The following is a 19,424-nucleotide window of genomic DNA, read 5'->3' on the forward strand; positions in this document are numbered from 1 at the left end:
CGGGAATTAATGTCCTTGTAGCTCAGAATCAGCCGTACCCATATAGGCTTCCATTACCTGTGGATTTTTTGAGACCTGCTCGTACGGTCCTTCAGCAATCACCTCGCCGCGCTGTAATACAGAAATCGTATTGGCGATGTTTGCAACAACCTTCATATTATGCTCAACCATCAATACCGTTCTACCCTGCGATACTCGTTTAATTAACTCGGTGACAAGACTCACGTCTTCATGTCCCATTCCCTGCGTGGGTTCATCTAGTAGCATTAGCTCTGGGTTCATGGCAACCGTTGCGGCAATCTCAAGAGCACGCTTTCTCCCATAAGGCAGATTAACTGCTAATTCATCAGCAAAGCTATCAAGACCAACCTGGCGGAGTGCATCCATAGCCCGAGCATTCAAGATGTCGAGAGATCTCTCGCTTTTCCAAAAGAAGAAAGAAGTACCAAGCTCTTGTTGAAGACCAATACGAACGTTTTCTAGAGCTGTCATATGCGGGAATACGGCGGAGATCTGAAAAGAACGAATAATGCCGCGCTTGGCGATTTGCGCTGGCTTTTCTTTCGTAATATCGTGGCCATTGAAATCAATCTGACCTGAGCTAGGCTCTAAGAATTTGGTCAGCAAATTAAAGCAGGTGGTCTTACCCGCTCCATTGGGTCCAATTAAAGCGTGAATACTTCCTCGTTTTACATTGAGATTGACATTACTAACTGCTGTAAATCCATAAAACGATTTGCTCAAGTTTTTTGTCTGTAGGATGAGATCATCAGAAACCACAATGCGAAGCCCTTTAAACCTGAAAACCCTAAGAATAGTGGATCTAAATGATCCCCCTGTATAGCGAAAACCCTAATCATTACAGGGCTCTAGAACTTGAAAATTTATAAATTTCCTTAAATACCTGCTATTACAATGAGATATGGACTTTTCAATATCGCCTGAGCTAATTGCCCTAAGGGATCAAACTAGGCAATTTATTACTCAAAAAATCATACCCTTGGAGGGCGATCCCCGGGAAACACCACACGGACCCTCCCCTGAATTACGTCAAACACTAGTTGAGCTTGCCAAAAAAGAAGGTCTTCTTACTCCGCATGCTTCTAAAAAACATGGTGGTTTAGGCCTAAGCCATGTTGCAAAGGCTATCGTCTTTGAAGAGGCTGGCTATTCGCGATTAGGCCCAATTGCCATGAATATTCATGCGCCAGATGAGGGCAATATTCATTTGATGGAACAAGTTGCCAGTCCCGCCCAACAAAAACGCTGGTTGATTCCTCAAATTGAAGGTAAGTTACGTTCCTGCTTTGCAATGACTGAACCTGCGCCTGGTGCCGGATCTGATCCATCAATGCTAACAACGACAGCAATCAAAGATGGTAAAGACTATGTGATCAATGGGCGTAAATGGTTTATCACTGGTGCCGATGGCTCTGACTATGTGATCATCATGGCACGTACCGAAGATGGCCAAGCGACCATGTTTTTATCCGACATGGATGCTCCTGGAATTGAGATTGAACGCAATATGGATTCGATGGATCAGTGTTTTGCGGGCGGGCATAGTGTGTTGGGTTTTAATAATTTACGTGTTCCCGAAGATCAAATTTTGGGTGAAGTCGGTAAAGGCTTTCGGTATGCACAAGTGCGTCTTGCCCCCGCACGATTGACCCATTGCATGCGTTGGCTAGGTCAAGCCCGGCGTGCGCAAGATATTGCACTAGCATATGCACAAAAGCGACAGGCTTTTGGTCAACGGCTCGGCGATCATGAAGGTGTTGGATTTATGTTGGCTGACAATGACATGGATCTTCAAACCGCACGCTTGCATATTTTGCATACCGCATGGTTGCTTGATCAAGGTGAGAAATGTAATTATGAATCCAGCCGTGCCAAAGTAATTTGCTCAGAAGCTGAATGGCGAGTCGTGGATCGCTGTGTTCAAATTATGGGTGGACAAGGTGTGACAGGCGAAACTGCGGTGATGCGTATCTTTACCGATATGCGTGCTTTTCGTATCTACGATGGTCCCAGTGAGGTACATCGTTGGAGTATGGCCAGAAAACTTTTGGATCAAAAGGCATGAGCCCTGCTGAGCGCTTTCGTCTAGATGGTCAACTTGCTTTGGTCACTGGCGCCTCCAGCGGGATTGGACGTCACTGTAGTGAACTATTGGCCAGCATGGGTGCAAAAGTGGCACTTGCTTCTAGACGCATCGATCAACTCGAGTCTATTGTCAAAGCAATCGAACAAAAAGGTGGTTTAGCGAAAGCCTTCCCCCTCGATGTGACCAATATTGAAAGCGTCAAAGCCTGCTTTGATGCCATTTCTGAATGGGGCACACCCAGTATTGTGATTAATAACGCTGGTATCTCGGTGACCAAAAGCATTCTAGAGCAAACCGAGACAGATTGGGATCAAGTGATTGACACCAATCTCAAGGGGGTATGGTTAGTAGCGACCGAAGCAGCACGCCACATGGTGGCAAGCAAGACCAGCGGATCGATTATCAATATGGCATCGATATTAGGCGAGCGCCAAATCAATGGAGTTGCCCCGTATGCCATTTCCAAAGCAGGCGTCATTCAACTGACTAAGACGATGGCTTTAGAGCTGGCTCGTTATCAAATCCGAGTGAACGCTATCCTGCCGGGATATGTGGTGACCGATTTGAATCGAGAGTTTTTACAAAGCGAGCTTGGAGAAAAATTGCGTCTACGGATTCCGAGTCGGCGCTTTAGTGAACTGAGTGATTTGGATGGACCCATTCTGCTCTTGGCATCCGATGCTGGCAAAGCAATCTCTGGCAGCACCATCCCGGTCGATGGCGCACATCTCGTTAGTTCTTTATAGAGCATTGCGTGAGCATCTCGTTTAATACAAAAGCGCTCGAGCTATATCTTAAAGATTTAGGCTGGGATACTGAAGGTCTAGAAGTGAGTCCATTGGTAGGCGGTCAATCCAACCCAACATACAAAATCAGTTCCGGCAATCAACATGCGGTGCTGCGTAAGAAGCCAACTGGCAAGTTATTACCCTCGGCCCATGCGATTGACCGAGAATACCGCGTGATGCAAGCACTCTCAATGACAGAGGTCCCAGTACCCAAGATGCTGTCTTACTGTGAGGACGAGTCGGTAATCGGCACACCCTTCTTTCTCATGTCCTTCTTAGACGGACGCGTATTCAATGACCAATCCTTGCCCCATCTCAGCCAATTTGATCGACGTGCAATCTACCATGAGATGAATCGAGTGATTGCTGCGATTCATAAAGTGGATTACCAAGCAATCGGTTTAGAGAGTTTTGGTAAACCCGGAAATTACTTTAGTCGCCAAGTAGGTCGTTGGTCACGCCAAGTGAACGAAAGCACTATTCCCATTCCAGAAGCACTTTTAAAACTAATCGAATGGTTACCTCATCACATTCCCGCTGATGATGAAACGACCCTTGTGCATGGTGACTTTCGTTTAGATAACATGGTCTTTGACCACAAAGAAAATAAAGTGATCGGGGTGCTTGATTGGGAACTCTCAACCCTAGGCCACCCCATGGCAGATTTTTCTTATCAATGCATGGCTTGGCGAATCCCCCCATCACTATGGCGCGGTATTGGTGGACTTGATTTGGTGAAGCTCGGAATTCCTACTGAAAAACAATACATAGAGTGGTATGAAACAAACTCCGGCAGAACGGTAAACTCTGATTGGAACTTTTATATGGCGTATAACTTCTTTCGTATTGCAGCCATCTTACATGGGGTTGCGCAGCGGGCGGTAGATGGTAACGCCAGTGCAATCGATGCAAGAGAAAATGGCCAGAAAGCAGGCCTGTTAGCAGAAATTGGTATGCGTTGTGTTGGTATTTCTTAGTTCAACAAATCAGCCAAGCTATCATTCATCGCCCTAGCAACAGACTCTCCAGAGCAAATGGTGCTAACAAGCCCAGGTGCCTGCGCTAGAACTTCATGGGTATAAAAGATAGCGCTTCCAATCTTTTGTTGGGCAAAGCGATCACCTGAATTTTTTTGAAGTCTATGGGAAGCAATCAATGCAGATTTGGCCAAAAGCCATCCACCGCACACAATACCAAAGCATTTAAGGAGTGGGTAAGCACCTGCTAATGTAGCTTGGGGATTTTTAGTATGCATCTTCAATAACCAATCCACTGCCTGATCTAAAGCGGAAATGGCTTTCTCCAGTTCATGACCAATAGTTTGCAACTCTTCCGAGGAAGATTGTTTGAGATCGATAGCGCTGGCTTGCATTTCTTTAAAAAGACTTTTTGCCTCTTGCCCCTCATCTCGAACAATCTTCCGTCCTAATAGATCCCCTGCCTGTATTCCGGTGGTACCCTCATAAATCGTGGTGATGCGTGCATCTCGTAGATGTTGAGCGGCACCGGTCTCTTCAATGTAGCCCATACCTCCATGCACCTGTACTCCGAGTGAGGCAATCTCAATCGCCTGCTCGGTAGACCATGCCTTCACAATTGGGGTCAGCAAATCCACGCGCTTTTGACTGGCATCACGAACAGACGCATCTGGATGCTTTTGTGAGAGATCGGATTGTGCTGCGGCAATATAGGCGAGCGCCCGCATAGCTTCGGTCTGCGTCTTCATGAGCATCAACATGCGCTGTACATCAGCGTGGTGCAAGATTGGAAGCTTATCTGTTTTTTGTGGGACCTTCCCTTGCACGCGCTCTCGTGCATACTGCGCTGCTTGCTGATAAGCGCGTTCGGCAATAGCAACGCCTTCTAAACCAACCGCTAAGCGCGCATTGTTCATCATGGTAAACATATACTCCAGTCCACGATTGGCTTCACCAACCAGATAGCCAATTGCACCACCAGTCTCACCGAAAGACATTACCGCCGTCGGGCTCGCATGAATCCCTAATTTATGTTCAATCGAGACGCATTGCACATCATTGCGTTTGCCCAAACTGCCATCGGTATTCACTAAAAACTTAGGAACAATGAACAGCGATATACCCTTGACCCCTGGGGGCGCGTCGGGCAGTCGTGCAAGTACTAAATGAATAATGTTTTCAGTAAAGTCATGCTCGCCGTAAGTAATAAAGATCTTGGTACCGCTAATTAAATAGTAGTCACCGTTTGGAATCGCTTTTGAACTCACGGCGGAGAGATCAGATCCCGCAGAGGGCTCGGTCAAGTTCATGGTTCCAGCCCACTGGCCAGAAACAAGGGGTGGTAAATAGAGCGCTTGCTGATCAGAAGAAGCGTGATGCTCTATTGCTTCAATCGCACCGGCAGTTAACATGGGGCACAACATGAATGCCATATTGGCTGAGTGCCACATCTCATTGACGGGTGTGGCTAGAGTAATGGGGAGCCCTTGTCCGCCAAAATCAGCATTAGCAGCCAATGAAATCCAACCGGCCTCAATATATTGTTGATAAGCAGCTTTAAAACCCTGTGGGGTCTTCACCGCCCCTTCCAAGTATGAACAGCCTTCTTGGTCCCCCGTCCAGTTCAAGGGACCCAAGACCTCTCCTGCAAATTTAGAGGCTTCTTCCAAAATCGTATTGACCAAATCATCGCTTACTTCTTGATATGCCGGCAGACTATTAATAGTGGAGAAAGGAATCAGTTCATGCAAAATAAATTGCATGTCTGCGAGGGGGGCACGGTAATCGGCTGGCATATTTATACGTCAATAGCAGAAGCGGAGCCAGCGCGTTTACGAAGCTCAAATTTCTGAATCTTCCCTGTGGCCGTTTTAGGAATTTCACCAAAGACCACGGCACGTGGAATCTTGAATCCAGCTAAATGCTTTTTGCAATGCTCCACAATCTCTTGTGGCGTTGGATTTGCACCCGCTTTGAGTTCAATAAAAGCACAGGGGGTCTCGCCCCACTTCGGATCAGGTTTAGCCACCACTGCCGCAGCCAATACTGCTGGGTGACGATAGAGCACATCCTCCACCTCAATACTCGAGATATTTTCTCCTCCTGAGATGATGATGTCTTTGCTGCGATCTTTAATCTTGATATAGCCATCAGGAAACATAACCGCAAGATCGCCTGAATGAAACCAGCCGTTCGCAAATGCTTCTTGCGTTGCTTTCTCATTCTTTAAGTAACCCTTCATAGCGATATTCCCCTGGAACATAATTTCACCCATGGTCTCGCCATCAGCAGGTACGGGCTGCATGGTTTCGGGGTCAATCACTGCTGCGGCATTTTGAAGGTGATAGCGCACGCCCTGTCTTGCATTCAAACGGGCGCGCTCGCCTACATCGACATCAGACCAATCCTCATGCTTTACGCAGACGGCTGCAGGGCCATAGGTTTCGGTCAAACCATATACATGGGTAATATCAAAACCCATCTTCTCCATTCCCTCAATCATTGCTGCCGGGGGAGCAGCGCCTGCCACCATTGCGCTCACGGTATGGTTGATACCCTGCTTCATCTCATCGGGCGCATTAATCAACATGTTATGCACAATCGGCGCTCCACAGTAATGGGTCACATGATGTTTCCGAATTGCTTCAAAGATATTTTGGGCGTCAACTTTGCGCAAACAAACATTTACACCTGCGCGCGCAGCAACAGTCCATGGAAAACACCATCCATTGCAATGAAACAGTGGCAAGACCCATAAATAAGTGGGGTGGCGAGGCATATCCCATTCCAAGATATTGGAGATTGCATTGGTATATGCACCACGATGGGAATACACCACTCCCTTAGGATTACCAGTAGTACCCGAGGTGTAATTTAAGCAAATTGAATCCCACTCATCTTCGGGTAATTGATATGGAAATTTTGAATCACCCGAGGCGATGAATTGCTCATACTCGATTGCACCAATCGGTTTTGCTGAGCCTTGATATAAAACATCACTCACATCCACAACGTATGGAAGAGTTAATTTCTTATCGCGCAAGATTGCCAAAGCAGCGCTCATTACCCCAGAAAACTCCGGATCTATGAGCACAACTTTCGCCTCACCATGCTCCAACATAAAGGCAATAGCTGCGGCATCCAAGCGCGTATTTAATGCGCAGAGAACTGCACCCGTCATAGGAACTGCAAAGTGCGCCTCGACCATTGCGGGAATATTTGGGAGCATTACTGCGACGGTATCAAATCGTTTGATGCCATGTTGCGTAAGTGCGGATGCAAATTGTCGGCAGCGCTCGTAGGTCTGCGCCCAATTTCTTTGAATATCGCCATGGATCACTGCGGGTCGATTGGGATACACCGTAGCCGCACGCTCAATAAAAGTGAGGGGAGACTGCGCTACATAATTTGCTGAGTTCTTATCAAGACCTTGGGTATAAATTGAACTTTTCATTGATGAAGCCTCTAAAAGGGTCCCTTGTTAAAAAGTAATTACAAAAATACCCTAATGGCGGAGAGGGCGGGATTCGAACCCGCGGTAGGTTTAACCCTACGCACGCTTTCCAGGCGTGTGACTTAAACCGCTCATCCACCTCTCCAGACCAATCATTATACGGTTCGAAGAGCTTGATAAGCCCTTCGAGCCTAATCGCATGGTTAAAGAGGCTGTTTTAGCTGGTCTAAGATCGCCGGGTTCTCTAGGGTAGAGGTATCTTGTGTGATCTCTTCCCCTTTTGCAATCACACGTAATAAACGCCGCATGATCTTGCCAGAGCGGGTCTTAGGCAAGTTATCTCCAAAACGAATATCTTTTGGTTTTGCAATTGGGCCGATCTCTTTTGCAACCCAGTTACGTAATTCAACCGCAATCTTCTTGGCATCATCGCCCTCAGGCCGCTTTCCTTTAAGAACGACGAAGGCACAAATCGCTTCGCCGGTCATCTCATCCGGGCGCCCTACTACCGCAGCTTCTGCAACCAGAGGGTTAGCAACCAAGGTCGATTCAATTTCCATCGTACCCATACGGTGGCCCGAGACATTTAAGACGTCGTCGATGCGACCCGTGATCGTGAAGTAACCCGTATCTTTATTCCGAATTGCACCATCACCCGCCAAGTAAAGCTTGCGCCCAAACTCGTCCGGGAAATAGGCTTTCACAAAACGATCGGGATCACCCCAAATGGTACGGATCATCGATGGCCATGGACGCTTGACTACTAAGATGCCCCCTTGACCATTAGGCATGTCATTGCCGGTCTCATCCACAATCGCGGTCATGATGCCAGGGAGAGGCAAAGTACAAGAGCCGGGGACCATGGGGGTGGCGCCTGGCAAGGGGCTAATCATGTGACCACCTGTTTCAGTCTGCCAGAATGTATCGGCAATCGGGCAACGTGAGCCTCCGATGTTCTCGTAGTACCACATCCACGCCTCTGGATTAATCGGCTCACCCACAGAACCTAATAAACGCAGTGAGCTCAGATCATAATTTTTGGGATGCACATTGGGATCGGTATTGGACGCCTTTATCAAAGAACGAATCGCTGTGGGTGCTGTATAGAAAATGCTAGCCTTGTGTTTTTGGATCATCTCCCAAAAGCGTCCGGCATTGGGGAATGTAGGTACACCCTCAAAGACAATTTGTGTTCCGCCCACTGCCAGAGGACCATAGGCAATATACGAGTGCCCTGTTACCCAACCAATATCTGCAGTACACCAGAAGATATCGCTTGGCTTGATATCAAAGGTCCACTTCATAGTAAGAATGGCCCACAAGATATATCCACCCGTGGAATGTTGTACGCCCTTTGGCTTACCAGTTGAACCTGAGGTATACAAAATAAATAGCGGGTGCTCAGCACTCACCCACTCGGGATCACAGGTCTTCGCCTCGTTCGCAGTAATCTCATGCATCCAAGAATCCAAGCCGGCCTTAAATGGAATATTGCCACCGGTTCGCTTGTAGACAATGACGTTCTTAATGATCTCGCAACCACCCAATGCCAAAGCCTCATCAACAATGGTCTTCAAGGGCAAGGCCTTACCACCGCGCATTTGCTCATCGGCAGTAATAACGGCAACTGCGCCCGCATCAATGATGCGCTCTTGCAAAGACTTCGCAGAGAATCCACCAAACACGACCGAGTGTGTTGCGCCAATCCGAGCACAGGCTTGCATCGCCATCACACCCTCGACCGACATCGGCATATAAATGATGACGCGGTCACCCTTTTTAATACCGCGCTTACGCAAGGCATTCGCTAATTGACAAACACGATCATGCAGTTCTTGGTATGTGACCTTGGTCTCTTTACCATCATCCGACTCAAAAATGATGGCGGTCTTGTTGGCATTACCAATTTGTAGATTACGATCTAGACAGTTATAAGAAGCATTGGTGGTGCCATCTTCAAACCATTTATAAAACGGTGCCTTCGACTCATCCAGTGTTTTTGTAAAAGGCTGCTTCCAATAAACATGCTCTTTGGCTAAGCGCGCCCAAAATCCTTCGTAATCTTTTTCGGCTTCTGCGCATAATTTGTTGTAGGCATCCATGCCAGAAATGGCAGCATTTTTTACAAAATCGGTGGGCGGATTGAAAACCCGGCTCTCGTTCATCAGTGGTTCCATTTGAATAACACCCTCTCTAAGTACTTATAGTTACAACAAAAGAATAATTGTTTGATTATTTCATATGACGATAAGTGAATTAAGTCCTGATTTGCCCTATGGCAAACCCTTAAAATGCCATATTCATTCCACTTATTGAAATAACCCTATGCCAACCATTCGCCAAGACGACCTCATACAAAGCATTGCAGATGCCTTTCAGTTTATTTCCTACTACCATCCTCGGGATTTCATTCAGGCGATGGGCCGTGCTTATGAACTCGAGCAAGGCGAAGCTGCGAAAGACTCGATTGCCCAAATTCTGACCAATAGCAGAATGTGCGCCGAGGGTAAACGGCCAATTTGTCAGGACACGGGCATTGCTGTGGTCTTTCTAAAGGTTGGCATGAATATCAATTGGAGTGGCGCCACGATGAGCGTTGCCGATATGGTCAATGAAGGTGTGCGGCGTGCTTATCTGAATCCTGAGAACACATTACGTGGTTCTGTTTTATTAGACCCTGCGGGCAAGCGCAAGAACTCAGGCGATAACACTCCAGCAGTCATTCATTATGAAATTGTTCCTGGCGATGATCTAGAGGTCATTTGCGCAGCCAAAGGGGGTGGTTCTGAGAACAAAGCCAAAATGATCATGCTCAATCCATCGGATTCGATTGTGGATTGGGTCCTAAAGACAGTGCCAACCATGGGGGCCGGTTGGTGCCCTCCCGGCATTCTTGGTATTGGGATTGGTGGCACGCCTGAGAAGGCTGCACTCCTTGCGAAAGAGTCCTTGATGGCACCGATTGATATTCAGGAACTCATTGCACGCGGACCCAAGAATCGTATCGAGGAGTTACGCCTAGAAATTTATGAGAAGGTCAATCAACTCGGGATTGGTGCGCAAGGCTTAGGCGGCCTTGCAACCGTTCTCGATGTCAAGATCATGGATTACCCAACACATGCTGCGTCATTACCAGTGGCGATGATTCCGAACTGTGCAGCAACCCGCCATATTCATTTTCATTTAGATGGCAGCGGCCCTGCTCACTTCAAAGCACCTTCTCTTAGTGATTGGCCAGCAGTCTCATGGCAAGCCGATACCAAGAAATCCAAACGCGTGGATGTAAACAACTTAAGTGCGGAAGAAGTGGCGAGCTGGAAACCCGGTCAAACCTTATTACTCAATGGCAAGATTCTGACGGGTCGTGATGCCGCTCATAAACGAATTGCCGATATGCTGTCCAAAGGTGAGCCTCTACCAGTTAGCTTCAAAAATCGTGTGATCTATTATGTGGGTCCTGTTGATCCAGTCCGCAATGAAGTTGTGGGTCCTGCAGGCCCAACAACCTCCACGCGTATGGATAAGTTCACTGAAACCATGCTGGGGCAAACGGGCCTACTCGCCATGATTGGCAAAGCAGAGCGCGGTCCGGTTGCGATTGAGTCGATCAAGAAACATCGCTCGGCTTATCTGATGGCTGTGGGTGGTGCCGCCTACTTAGTATCCAAAGCGATTAAGCATGCCAAAGTCCTTGCCTTCCAAGACCTTGGTATGGAAGCCATCTATGAGTTTGACGTCGAAGATATGCCAGTCACCGTGGCAGTCGATTCGAGTGGTACCTCCATGCATCAAACAGGACCGCGTGAATGGCAACTCAAGATTGGCAAGATACCAGTCAGCGTGGCTTAGATGCACTGCAATTCCTTGAACGGTTGACCGTGGTAACAATCGGTGTCTTTGACTCTGGTGTGGGCGGCTTATCCATTTTGGATGAGGCACTCCAGCAGTTACCCCACCACAACTACATCTATTTTGCGGATTCCGCGAATGCTCCTTACGGCAATAGGTCGCCAGAGTGGATTGCGGAACGCAGCTTACAAATCTGTCGCTATTTATTAGAACAAAATTGCAGTGCCATCGTGGTGGCATGTAACACTGCTACAGCGGAAGCAATTGCTGCAATCCGTAGCACACTAGATATCCCAATCATTGGTGTTGAGCCCGGCATTAAGCCGGCGGCGATGCAATCCCAAAATGGAGTCGTGGGTGTGCTAGCTACTGAAGCAACATTAAATAGTGATAAGTTCAATGCTTTACTAGCAACCCTTCCGCAAGATTGCCAATTCATTAAACAGGCTGGTGCGGGTTTGGTACCTTTGATCGAAGCAGGTCAGATTGAGACCCCAGAGATGCACGCCCTCTTACGCTCCCATTTAGGCCCCATTCAAGAGCGCGGCGCTGACACCTTGGTTCTTGGATGCACTCACTACCCCTTTCTCAAGAACATCATTCGAGACATCGTAGGCGACTCGATGGAACTAATCGATACAAGCGATGCTGTTGTGCGTCAACTTGTGCGGCAAATGGATCAACAAGGGATCAGCGCTAATCCAAACATAGATGCCCCGTCGTTAAGCTTGCTCAGCACGGCCAATGCGGATACATTACAGACGATGGCACAACGCTTACTGCTTCGTGATTTATCGCAGTACACCATTTATACCGAGACATTAGAGCTCTAATTGATGAATAGCATGACTCAATCGCGTATACACCTTCCTTTTTCCAAGGAAGAGCGCATCATCATCGCCTTCGTGGTTCTGGCTCATTTGGCTTTTATCGTGCCATTTAATTTTGGACTTACCCCAAAGCCTCCTAATTATTTGAATGATGAACGGGTCCTGGCGAACTTGCTTCCACCGGATAGTCCTTCGCCCCCTAAGCAAAGTGCGCCCCCCGCCCCCAAAATACCGGTAGAGGCTCCTAAACCAACTCCGAAACCAACTCCCAAACCTGAGGTAAAGAAGGCAGAGAAAACTCCAACGCCTACACCAACACCTGCGCCCAGTCCCACACAAAGTAGCCCAACACCAGCACCTCCAACCCCTTCTGCAAAATCGAGTGAAAGTACTCAATCAGCGACCGTTGCGCCCTCAACAGGGGGTGGCGGAGTTAGTGGGACTCCGATTCAAACGGATATTGGTAAATTGATTGTGGTTTACCAACCTGATGCAGATCCCTACTACCCCTCATTCTCTAAACGTGCTGGCGAGCAAGGCGAGGTTGTTGTGCGTCTTATCATTGACGAGACAGGGGTTGTTGAAGATGCCCGCCTATTGCAATCAAGCTCTTACCCAAGGCTAGACAGGGCCGCAATGGAAATTGGTAAACGCTATCGCTTTAAGCCCTACCTGATTAATGGCAGTCCTACTAAAATCTCCACTAATCTACTGATTAAATTTAACCTAAAGAGTCCCTAATATGAACAATGCATTTGGCCTTCACCACCTCTGGACCCAGGGAGACTTCGTAACTCACTTTGTTGCACTCGTTCTTCTGTTTTTATCAGTGGTCACGTGGGTAATCTTAATCAGCCGTATTTGGGGATTGCGCAATATCAAACGTCTCAAAAATGAACTAGATGGATTTTGGAGAGCACGCTCGTTTGATGAGGGTCTTGCCTCACTTAGCAACCATGCACTCAACCCTTTTTACAAAGTAGCTAAAACTGCTAATGAGGCCTCTGCCCATCATCTCAATCAACGCTCAAACCATCGCGAACTCTTACAAACCCTGAACTATTCAGAATGGATGGCACGTAGTCTCAAGAACGGAATTGATGCATCAGCAGGTCAACTCCAGAAGGGGTTAACCTTTTTGGCGTCAACCGGTGCGACCGCGCCCTTCATTGGATTATTTGGCACAGTCTGGGGCATCTATCACGCTCTGATTGCCATTAGCAGTTCGGGCAGCGCGCAGATTGATCAAGTCGCCGGCCCTATTGGTGAGGCCCTTATCATGACCGCCTTTGGTCTTGCGGTTGCGATCCCTGCGGTCTTGGGCTACAACGCAATCAATCGCAGCAATAAATTAGTTATGGCAGATCTCAATCAATTTGCCAACGATCTACTCGCCTACTTTGTCACGGGTGCTCGCGTTCCCGATCAGGAGTAATCATGTCTTTTAGCAATCTCTCGAATGATCAAAACGAAGATGGTTTAATGGCCGAGATCAACATGACTCCAATGGTGGATGTCATGTTGGTACTGCTGATTATTTTCATCATTACTTTGCCAGTGATTCAGCAGGCAGTCAAAGTAGAACTGCCCAAAGCAAACAGTGTGCGCAATGAAGTAAAGCCAGAATCTGTGCAATTAAGTATTGATGCCAAAGGGCAAATCTTTTGGAACAGCACCCCCATTGACATAGCCACCTTCAGTACTTATGCCGATAAAGCGGCTAAGAAAGATCCCCAACCCGAAATTAATTTACGGGCTGATAAATCTGTGCGCTACGATTCTGTTGCTCAAGTGCTAGCAGCCTCTCGGCGTGCTGGCCTCACAAAATTAGGATTTGTGACTGAACCAGATTAATTGGGTTTAGCTGTTTTACGCTCTGGCGCAGAAGTAATGGGATAGCTGCGCTCCCAATGGGAGATGAAGTTTTTATAGTACTGTTGCGCCAAAGGAGCGGAGCGCAACACAATCATATTCTCCGCATTACTCTTTTCTGCACTATTCGTAAAGTTGTAGCTCCCGGTCACCACAATATCGCCATCAATAATCATCACCTTATTGTGAAAGATGCGGTGGGCTTTATTACCGCGAAGTGCAACACCGCCCTTTAGTAATATTGGGATCACATCAAAATTATTGGCTGCCGTTGGTCCATCCTGAATAACCTGTACCTCAACCCCACGTTTGGCGGCTCGGGCAAGTGCCTCTGCAATCTCTACATAGGTAAAACTGTAAGCCATTACTTGGATACTCTTCTTGGCGCCATCGAGATAACGAATCAAGCCCTTGGCTGCCCCAGCAGGTGGGCTAAAAAAGACTGAGAGCACTTCAGCTTTGATGGTGGCATCTGTCTTTGGCGCTTCTTTAGCAGCCTTTGTTGTTTCTGAATTGGCAACTGCCACTTGAACTATAAAACAGGTACTTAGCAGAAGAAGAATGGATTTTTTCATGATGCTTAATTCGCTCTAATAGCAATAGTGCAAGACGCACTGAATTAGGTAAAAATGGCTAGGTTACTTATTTGTCAATTTTTTACAATTCTATGAATATTCGCACAATTAATAAACTTTGCATATTTACTCTATCGCTATTGGCATTCCATGCATATGGGCAATCTGCCAAATCGGCCATCCCCACTGTTGAGATCAAAGGAGTTCTCTGGGATCAACATGAAATGACCATTGGGGAGGTCAAACGATTTGCCAGCGCTACTGGTTTTCAGAGCACTGCTGAGAAAGCAGGAGGCGGCACATCCTATGAGTTGGGATTTGTAAAAAAACCGGGGTGGACTTGGCGCACACCCTATGGCGTCCCTGCGGGAGACAATGAACCAGCCGTTCACCTCAATGCCTTTGAAGCCCAAGCCATTTGCCAGTATTTTGGCAAACGCCTACCAAGTGATAAAGAGTGGGTTGAAGCGGCTTATTTAGAGCAACGTCCTTCACCACCTACGGGCTTTATGAAGGGTCAACGCTACCCCTATCCCAACGGCCTTAATACCAAAGGGTCACACTGCCTCAGTAGCGCTTGTGGCAACTTCAAGGGACTGGCTCCGGCTGGGAGCCTAACCCGAGGCGAAGGTCATGTGGCGGCTGGCACCACCCAAGCTGGAGTAAACGGCCTATTAGATATGGGGGGCAATGTCTGGGAATGGACCTCTACTAAGAATGGTGGTCAACGTATCACAAGGGGGGCTTCCTGGTGGTATGGGCCAGACCAGCAACTAGAGAGCAATGTCGCCACCAAACCGGAAGATACGGTGGTTGTCTACATTGGTTTACGTTGCGTTCGCGATCAATAACTGGTGCCCGAGGCCGGAATCGAACCGGCACGCCCCTTGCGGAAAGCGACAGATTTTAAATCTGTTGTGTCTACCGATTTCACCACTCGGGCAAACGCAATCCATCATTGTAATAAAGAATAATGCGATGGTGATGCATTGCAACAATCCAAGATCTCATGAATCGTATCACGAGGATTTTGATGATCCCCCAAATGGGGCGTAATAAATAACCATATAGCCATAGAAACAAAGGGTTTACCCGATATCTCTATTACTTTAAAAATCCTACAATTTCCCTCTGCTTTACATGCAGCACTTATTCGTTATTAACCAGGAGATATGAATGTCCGAAATTAAAAAACAAGCACCTCGTCGTAAGTTTTTAAAAGGTGCAGCAGTCGGTAGCGCTGGAGCAGCTGCTCTTAGCTTCCCAATGATTTCCCAAGGTCAAGCAGCGCCACAAACATTGCGCTTCCAATCGACTTGGCCCGCAAAAGATATTTTCCATGAGTACGCTCTCGATTTTGCTAAAAAAGTAAATGACATGACCGGTGGCGAACTCAGAATTGAAGTATTGCCAGCAGGTGCCGTAGTCCCAGCCTTCCAATTACTCGACGCAGTGTCTAAGGGTACTTTGGACGGTGGTCACGGTGTGGTGGTTTATCACTACGGTAAGAATGCGGCCCTCGCATTGTGGGGATCTGGTCCCTCCTTCGGTATGGATGCCAATATGTTGCTCTCTTGGCACAAATACGGCGGCGGCAAAGAAATGCTTGATGAACTCTACAAAGTCGTTGGCGCCAACGTGAAGTCTTATGTTTATGGCCCAATGCCAACTCAGCCGTTGGGTTGGTTTAAAAAGCCAATTACCAAAACTGAGGACTTAAAAGGTCTCAAGTATCGTACCGTTGGTATCTCCATCGACATGTTCACCGCCATGGGCGTTTCTGTAAACGCATTGCCAGGTGGCGAGATTATTCCTGCGATGGATCGTGGTCTCTTGGATGCAGCTGAATTTAACAACGCATCGTCAGATCGTCTCTTGGGCTTCCCAGACGTTTCGAAGGTTTGCATGTTACAAAGCTTCCACCAGAATGCCGAGCAGTTCGAGATTCTATTTAACGGCACTAAGTACAACGCAATGCCAGCTAAATTACGTAACATCCTCGATTACGCTGTTGAAGCCTCTTCAGCCGATATGTCTTGGAAAGCAGTGGATCGCTATTCTTCCTCGTACGAAGAAATGCAAGCCAAGCAAGGCGTTAAGTTCTACAAGACCCCTGACTCGGTACTGCGTAATCAGTTAAAAGTATTTGATGAGGTTGTTGCGAAGAAATCGGCTGAGAACCCACTCTTTAAGAAGATTGTGGACTCACAAAGAGCCTTTGCTAAACGTGCAGTGAAGTGGGATCTAGACACCAACGTTAATCGTCGGATGGCCTATGACCACTACTTTGCTCCAGCTCCTGCTGCACCAAAGAAGGGCTAAGCCATTTTTAGGCTAATCGGTATTTTTTGCTAAAAAAGTTGTAAAACAATGGGATGGTTACTGAGTAACCATCCCATTTCTCATATAAGAGTCAAAGGTATCGTTATGCAAAACCTCTTTTTAACCATCGATAGAATATCCACATTTGTCGGTCATCTATTCGCGTGGCTAGTAGTCGGTCTAACTGGTTTGATTGGTTACGAAGTATTCTCCCGCTACGTTTTAAATAATCCCCACGCCTGGGCCTTTGATGCCCAAATTATGTTGTACGGCACCATGTTTATGATGGCTGGTGCGTACACCCTTGCCAAGAACGGTCATGTGCGTGGCGATATTTTGTACGGCTTTTTGAAGCCCCGTACCCAGGCCATATTTGATCTTGTTTTGTATATTGTTTTCTTCATCCCAGGTGTGGTTGCTTTGGCATATGCTGGGTATAGTTTTGCCGCCGATTCTTGGAGAATTTTGGAGCACTCCTCCATTACTGCTGATGGCCCTCCTCTGTATCCGTTTAAAACCATCCTTCCAATTGCTGGAGTATTTTTGCTCCTTCAGGGTTTAGTTGAAATTTTTCGGTGCATTGTTTGCATCAAACAAGGCGAGTGGCCTTCACGCGAACAAGACGTTGAGGAAGTTGACGTCGATGCACTTAAAGCCATGGTTGGCAAAGATAAGGAATAAATAAAATGCGTAAGGAACTTCTATTTGGTTTCTCCATCATGGCTTTGGTGGTCTTAGCTACCATCATCTTCATGCCCTGGGGAAATATTGAGAGCGGTCATATGGGACTGCTAATGTTGTCACTGGTAGTCGTGGCAATTATGTTGGGTTTCCCCACTGCCTTTACCTTAATGGGTATGGGCATGATCTTTACCTTTATCGCCTATAGTTTTCAGAACCCTGCACTGGCCCTAGACAACACCTTGGCGCTAATGGTGCAACGTGCCTATGCGGTTATGACTAACGATGTCTTGATCTCCATTCCCCTGTTTGTGTTCATGGGCTATTTGGTTGAGCGTGCCAACCTAATTGAAAAGCTTTTTAAATCTTTGCACCTAGCATTGGTTCGTGTTCCAGGCTCACTGGCAGTCGCGACCATCTTTACCTGCGCCGTATTTGCAACAGCTACCGGTATTGTTGGCGCGGTAGTAACACTCATGGGCTTACTTGCTTTTCCGGCGATGTTAAAAGCAGGCTATGACACCCGCGTCTCTGCTGGCTGTATTACGGCTGGTGGTTGCTTAGGCATTCTGATTCCGCCCTCCGTGCTCCTAATTGTTTATGGCGCAACGGCAGGCGTATCAGTTGTGCAGTTATATGCAGGCGCATTCTTTCCAGGCATTATGTTAGCTGGACTCTATATTGCTTACGTCATCATTTTGGCCAAGCTGAAGCCCAACTTGATGCCGCCATTGGCTGAAGAGGATCGCAAGGTTCCAGTACCCTTAAGCTACACCGAACTTGGTGAGAAGATTAGTCAAAAAGTAGTCCCTGCATTACTTATAGCCATCAAAGGTAAAAGCAATCTCAACGTTAGTGGCAAGGAACTTCTCAAATCACTCATCATTGCATTAATTCCTTTGATTGTGTTTGTTGCTTTCACAGGCTCTATCTATAAAATTGCTACCAAGCCAGCAGAAGTGATCAGTATGGATTTGGTGCCCATGGGTAATGCTGGTAGCGGGAGTGAGTACTCGAGTAGCTCAAGTACCGGATTAAATGAGCCTCCTGGCGCAGAGAAAGAATCCAGTAGCACTTCCCTGTCTTTGCCTCCTGGCGCTGAGGATGAAAAGCCTGTTGCTAAAGTATCGGGGCCTGCTGAGCCAGCAGCGGCGGCAGAGCCTCCTAAGCCAGTCGATGCGCCACTTTGGTTCTGGGTCATGACTGGTATTTTTGGTGCGATCGTCGCAATTTATTACCTCATGCTCACGTGGGTTCGTCTTGAGATCTTCAAGATGTTACTGGGATCCTTCTTCCCGCTTGCGGTCTTAATTATGTTTGTATTGGGTTCCATCGTCTTTGGTTTAGCAACACCAACTGAGGCTGCGGCAATGGGGGCAATAGGCGGTGTAATCCTAGCTGCTGCGTATAAACAGCTCAATAAGACGGTCATTCAAGAATCCGTGTTCTTAACCGCAAAGACTGGAGCTATGGTGTGCTGGTTGTTTGTGGGTTCATCGATCTTCTCGGCCGCTTTTGCATTGTTGGGAGGTCAAACCCTTGTGGAGCAATGGGTGCTTTCACTGGGACTTAGCCCAGTCCAGTTCCTAGTACTGTCTCAAGTGATCATTTTCTTATTGGGCTGGCCCCTAGAGTGGACCGAGATCATCGTGATCTTCATGCCAATCTTCGTGCCTTTACTCGATGACTTTGGTATTAATCCATTGTTCTTTGGTCTCTTGGTTGCCTTAAATCTACAAACTGCTTTCTTGTCGCCCCCAGTGGCAATGTCTGCGTTCTACCTAAAAGGAGTAGCGCCGCCGCACGTCACTTTAAATCAAATATTTATGGGTATGCTGCCATTTATGGGTATCCAAGTGATTGCGATCGTTTTACTGTATCTGTTTCCAGCAATTGGATTATGGCTACCAGGAGTTTTATATCGATAGGCCGCCCGAATCCCTAAATACCCCGCTTCGGCGGGGTTTTT

At 47.4% G+C, this 19,424-nt stretch carries 17 protein-coding genes and 2 tRNA genes; 12 read left to right on the forward strand and 7 right to left on the reverse strand.

Going from position 1 to position 19,424, the window contains the following annotated elements; genetic code table 11:
• Positions 1–6: 6 nt before the first annotated feature.
• The gene (locus tag NKE59_RS06580) at positions 7–780 is read right to left on the reverse strand and encodes an ABC transporter ATP-binding protein (protein ID WP_353438183.1); all 774 of its coding nucleotides are present in this window, start codon (positions 778–780) and stop codon (positions 7–9) included.
• 142 nt (positions 781–922) lie between these two features.
• On the opposite strand from NKE59_RS06580, the gene NKE59_RS06585 reads away from it, so the two are divergent.
• Genes NKE59_RS06585 through NKE59_RS06595 form a run of 3 tightly spaced genes read left to right on the forward strand, consistent with a single transcriptional unit; the run spans position 923 to position 3,872 of the window.
• On the forward strand, positions 923–2,086 hold the full coding sequence (locus tag NKE59_RS06585; protein WP_353438184.1) for an acyl-CoA dehydrogenase family protein: 1,164 nt from the start codon (positions 923–925) through the stop codon (positions 2,084–2,086).
• Positions 2,083–2,853: an SDR family oxidoreductase gene (locus NKE59_RS06590; RefSeq protein WP_353438185.1), complete on the forward strand. Its 771-nt coding sequence runs from the start codon at positions 2,083–2,085 to the stop codon at positions 2,851–2,853. The genes NKE59_RS06585 and NKE59_RS06590 overlap by 4 nt, the downstream gene beginning before the upstream one ends.
• 8 nt (positions 2,854–2,861) lie before the next feature.
• Positions 2,862–3,872, forward strand: coding sequence for a phosphotransferase family protein (locus tag NKE59_RS06595; RefSeq protein ID WP_353438186.1), 1,011 nt, complete (start codon positions 2,862–2,864; stop codon positions 3,870–3,872).
• On the opposite strand, the gene NKE59_RS06600 is transcribed toward NKE59_RS06595, so the two are convergent.
• The 4 genes from NKE59_RS06600 to acs all read right to left on the reverse strand — a co-directional run bounded on the left by NKE59_RS06600 (position 3,869) and on the right by acs (position 9,491).
• Positions 3,869–5,668: an acyl-CoA dehydrogenase gene (locus NKE59_RS06600; RefSeq protein ID WP_353438187.1), complete on the reverse strand. Its 1,800-nt coding sequence runs from the start codon at positions 5,666–5,668 to the stop codon at positions 3,869–3,871. The two genes, NKE59_RS06595 and NKE59_RS06600, sit on opposite strands and share 4 nt — an antisense overlap.
• Before the next feature lie 2 nt (positions 5,669–5,670).
• Positions 5,671–7,326, reverse strand: a complete 1,656-nt coding sequence (locus NKE59_RS06605) for an acyl-CoA synthetase (RefSeq protein WP_353438188.1) — start codon at positions 7,324–7,326, stop codon at positions 5,671–5,673.
• Positions 7,327–7,381: 55 nt separating this feature from the next.
• Positions 7,382–7,471 (reverse strand) — tRNA-Ser (locus tag NKE59_RS06610).
• A 58-nt stretch (positions 7,472–7,529) separates the two neighbouring features.
• On the reverse strand, positions 7,530–9,491 hold the full coding sequence (acs, locus tag NKE59_RS06615; protein ID WP_353438189.1) for an acetate--CoA ligase: 1,962 nt from the start codon (positions 9,489–9,491) through the stop codon (positions 7,530–7,532).
• Between the two features lie 160 nt (positions 9,492–9,651).
• On the opposite strand from acs, the gene NKE59_RS06620 reads away from it, so the two are divergent.
• The 5 genes from NKE59_RS06620 to NKE59_RS06640 are packed head-to-tail and all read left to right on the forward strand — an operon-like array spanning position 9,652 to position 13,859.
• Complete coding sequence (locus NKE59_RS06620; RefSeq protein WP_353438190.1) at positions 9,652–11,175, forward strand: fumarate hydratase; 1,524 nt, start codon at positions 9,652–9,654, stop codon at positions 11,173–11,175.
• On the forward strand, positions 11,133–12,008 hold the full coding sequence (gene murI, locus NKE59_RS06625; RefSeq protein WP_353438191.1) for a glutamate racemase: 876 nt from the start codon (positions 11,133–11,135) through the stop codon (positions 12,006–12,008). The genes NKE59_RS06620 and murI overlap by 43 nt, the downstream gene beginning before the upstream one ends.
• A 3-nt stretch (positions 12,009–12,011) precedes the next feature.
• Entirely contained in the window at positions 12,012–12,746 is a 735-nt protein-coding gene (locus NKE59_RS06630) for an energy transducer TonB (RefSeq protein ID WP_353438192.1), read from the forward strand.
• Between the two features lies 1 nt (position 12,747).
• Positions 12,748–13,440 (forward strand): MotA/TolQ/ExbB proton channel family protein, encoded by a 693-nt coding sequence (locus NKE59_RS06635; protein WP_353438193.1) that lies wholly within the window; start codon positions 12,748–12,750, stop codon positions 13,438–13,440.
• A gap of 2 nt (positions 13,441–13,442) precedes the next feature.
• Complete coding sequence (locus NKE59_RS06640) at positions 13,443–13,859, forward strand: biopolymer transporter ExbD (protein WP_353438194.1); 417 nt, start codon at positions 13,443–13,445, stop codon at positions 13,857–13,859.
• Here NKE59_RS06640 and NKE59_RS06645 read toward each other — a convergent pair.
• Entirely contained in the window at positions 13,856–14,452 is a 597-nt protein-coding gene (locus tag NKE59_RS06645) for a phospholipase D family protein (protein WP_353438195.1), read from the reverse strand. The genes NKE59_RS06640 and NKE59_RS06645 overlap by 4 nt on opposite strands.
• A 92-nt stretch (positions 14,453–14,544) precedes the next feature.
• Here NKE59_RS06645 and NKE59_RS06650 point away from each other — a divergent pair, with 92 nt between their 5' ends.
• The gene (locus NKE59_RS06650) at positions 14,545–15,303 is read left to right on the forward strand and encodes a formylglycine-generating enzyme family protein (RefSeq protein ID WP_353438196.1); all 759 of its coding nucleotides are present in this window, start codon (positions 14,545–14,547) and stop codon (positions 15,301–15,303) included.
• A gap of 1 nt (position 15,304) precedes the next feature.
• On the opposite strand, the gene NKE59_RS06655 is transcribed toward NKE59_RS06650, so the two are convergent.
• Positions 15,305–15,395 (reverse strand) — tRNA-Leu (locus tag NKE59_RS06655).
• A 233-nt stretch (positions 15,396–15,628) separates the two neighbouring features.
• Between NKE59_RS06655 and NKE59_RS06660 the strand changes: the two genes are divergently transcribed.
• From NKE59_RS06660 to NKE59_RS06670, 3 genes are all read left to right on the forward strand, one after another.
• Positions 15,629–16,774: a TRAP transporter substrate-binding protein gene (locus tag NKE59_RS06660; RefSeq protein WP_353438197.1), complete on the forward strand. Its 1,146-nt coding sequence runs from the start codon at positions 15,629–15,631 to the stop codon at positions 16,772–16,774.
• Between the two features lie 105 nt (positions 16,775–16,879).
• Positions 16,880–17,455 carry a TRAP transporter small permease subunit gene (locus NKE59_RS06665; RefSeq protein ID WP_353438198.1) on the forward strand — a complete coding sequence of 192 codons (576 nt, stop codon included), beginning with the start codon at positions 16,880–16,882 and terminating at the stop codon, positions 17,453–17,455.
• Between the two features lie 5 nt (positions 17,456–17,460).
• A complete protein-coding gene (locus tag NKE59_RS06670) occupies positions 17,461–19,383 on the forward strand; it encodes a TRAP transporter large permease subunit (RefSeq protein WP_353438199.1) in 1,923 nt (640 codons plus the stop codon).
• Positions 19,384–19,424: the final 41 nt, after the last annotated feature.

The sequence above is a fragment of the Polynucleobacter sp. UK-FUSCHL-C3 genome (genome assembly GCF_040409815.1).
Taxonomy (GTDB): Bacteria; Pseudomonadota; Gammaproteobacteria; order Burkholderiales; family Burkholderiaceae; genus Polynucleobacter.

Coding starts and splice junctions, on each gene's coding strand:
- NKE59_RS06630 (WP_353438192.1), top strand. CDS start 12,012: ATGAATAGCATGACTCAATCGCGTATACACCTTCCTTTTTCCAAGGAA.
- NKE59_RS06640 (WP_353438194.1), top strand. CDS start 13,443: ATGTCTTTTAGCAATCTCTCGAATGATCAAAACGAAGATGGTTTAATG.
- acs (WP_353438189.1), bottom strand. CDS start 9,491: ATGAACGAGAGCCGGGTTTTCAATCCGCCCACCGATTTTGTAAAAAAT.
- NKE59_RS06585 (WP_353438184.1), top strand. CDS start 923: ATGGACTTTTCAATATCGCCTGAGCTAATTGCCCTAAGGGATCAAACT.
- NKE59_RS06635 (WP_353438193.1), top strand. CDS start 12,748: ATGAACAATGCATTTGGCCTTCACCACCTCTGGACCCAGGGAGACTTC.
- NKE59_RS06670 (WP_353438199.1), top strand. CDS start 17,461: ATGCGTAAGGAACTTCTATTTGGTTTCTCCATCATGGCTTTGGTGGTC.
- NKE59_RS06645 (WP_353438195.1), bottom strand. CDS start 14,452: ATGAAAAAATCCATTCTTCTTCTGCTAAGTACCTGTTTTATAGTTCAA.
- murI (WP_353438191.1), top strand. CDS start 11,133: ATGGCAACTCAAGATTGGCAAGATACCAGTCAGCGTGGCTTAGATGCA.
- NKE59_RS06665 (WP_353438198.1), top strand. CDS start 16,880: ATGCAAAACCTCTTTTTAACCATCGATAGAATATCCACATTTGTCGGT.
- NKE59_RS06650 (WP_353438196.1), top strand. CDS start 14,545: ATGAATATTCGCACAATTAATAAACTTTGCATATTTACTCTATCGCTA.
- NKE59_RS06660 (WP_353438197.1), top strand. CDS start 15,629: ATGTCCGAAATTAAAAAACAAGCACCTCGTCGTAAGTTTTTAAAAGGT.
- NKE59_RS06590 (WP_353438185.1), top strand. CDS start 2,083: ATGAGCCCTGCTGAGCGCTTTCGTCTAGATGGTCAACTTGCTTTGGTC.
- NKE59_RS06605 (WP_353438188.1), bottom strand. CDS start 7,326: ATGAAAAGTTCAATTTATACCCAAGGTCTTGATAAGAACTCAGCAAAT.
- NKE59_RS06620 (WP_353438190.1), top strand. CDS start 9,652: ATGCCAACCATTCGCCAAGACGACCTCATACAAAGCATTGCAGATGCC.
- NKE59_RS06600 (WP_353438187.1), bottom strand. CDS start 5,668: ATGCCAGCCGATTACCGTGCCCCCCTCGCAGACATGCAATTTATTTTG.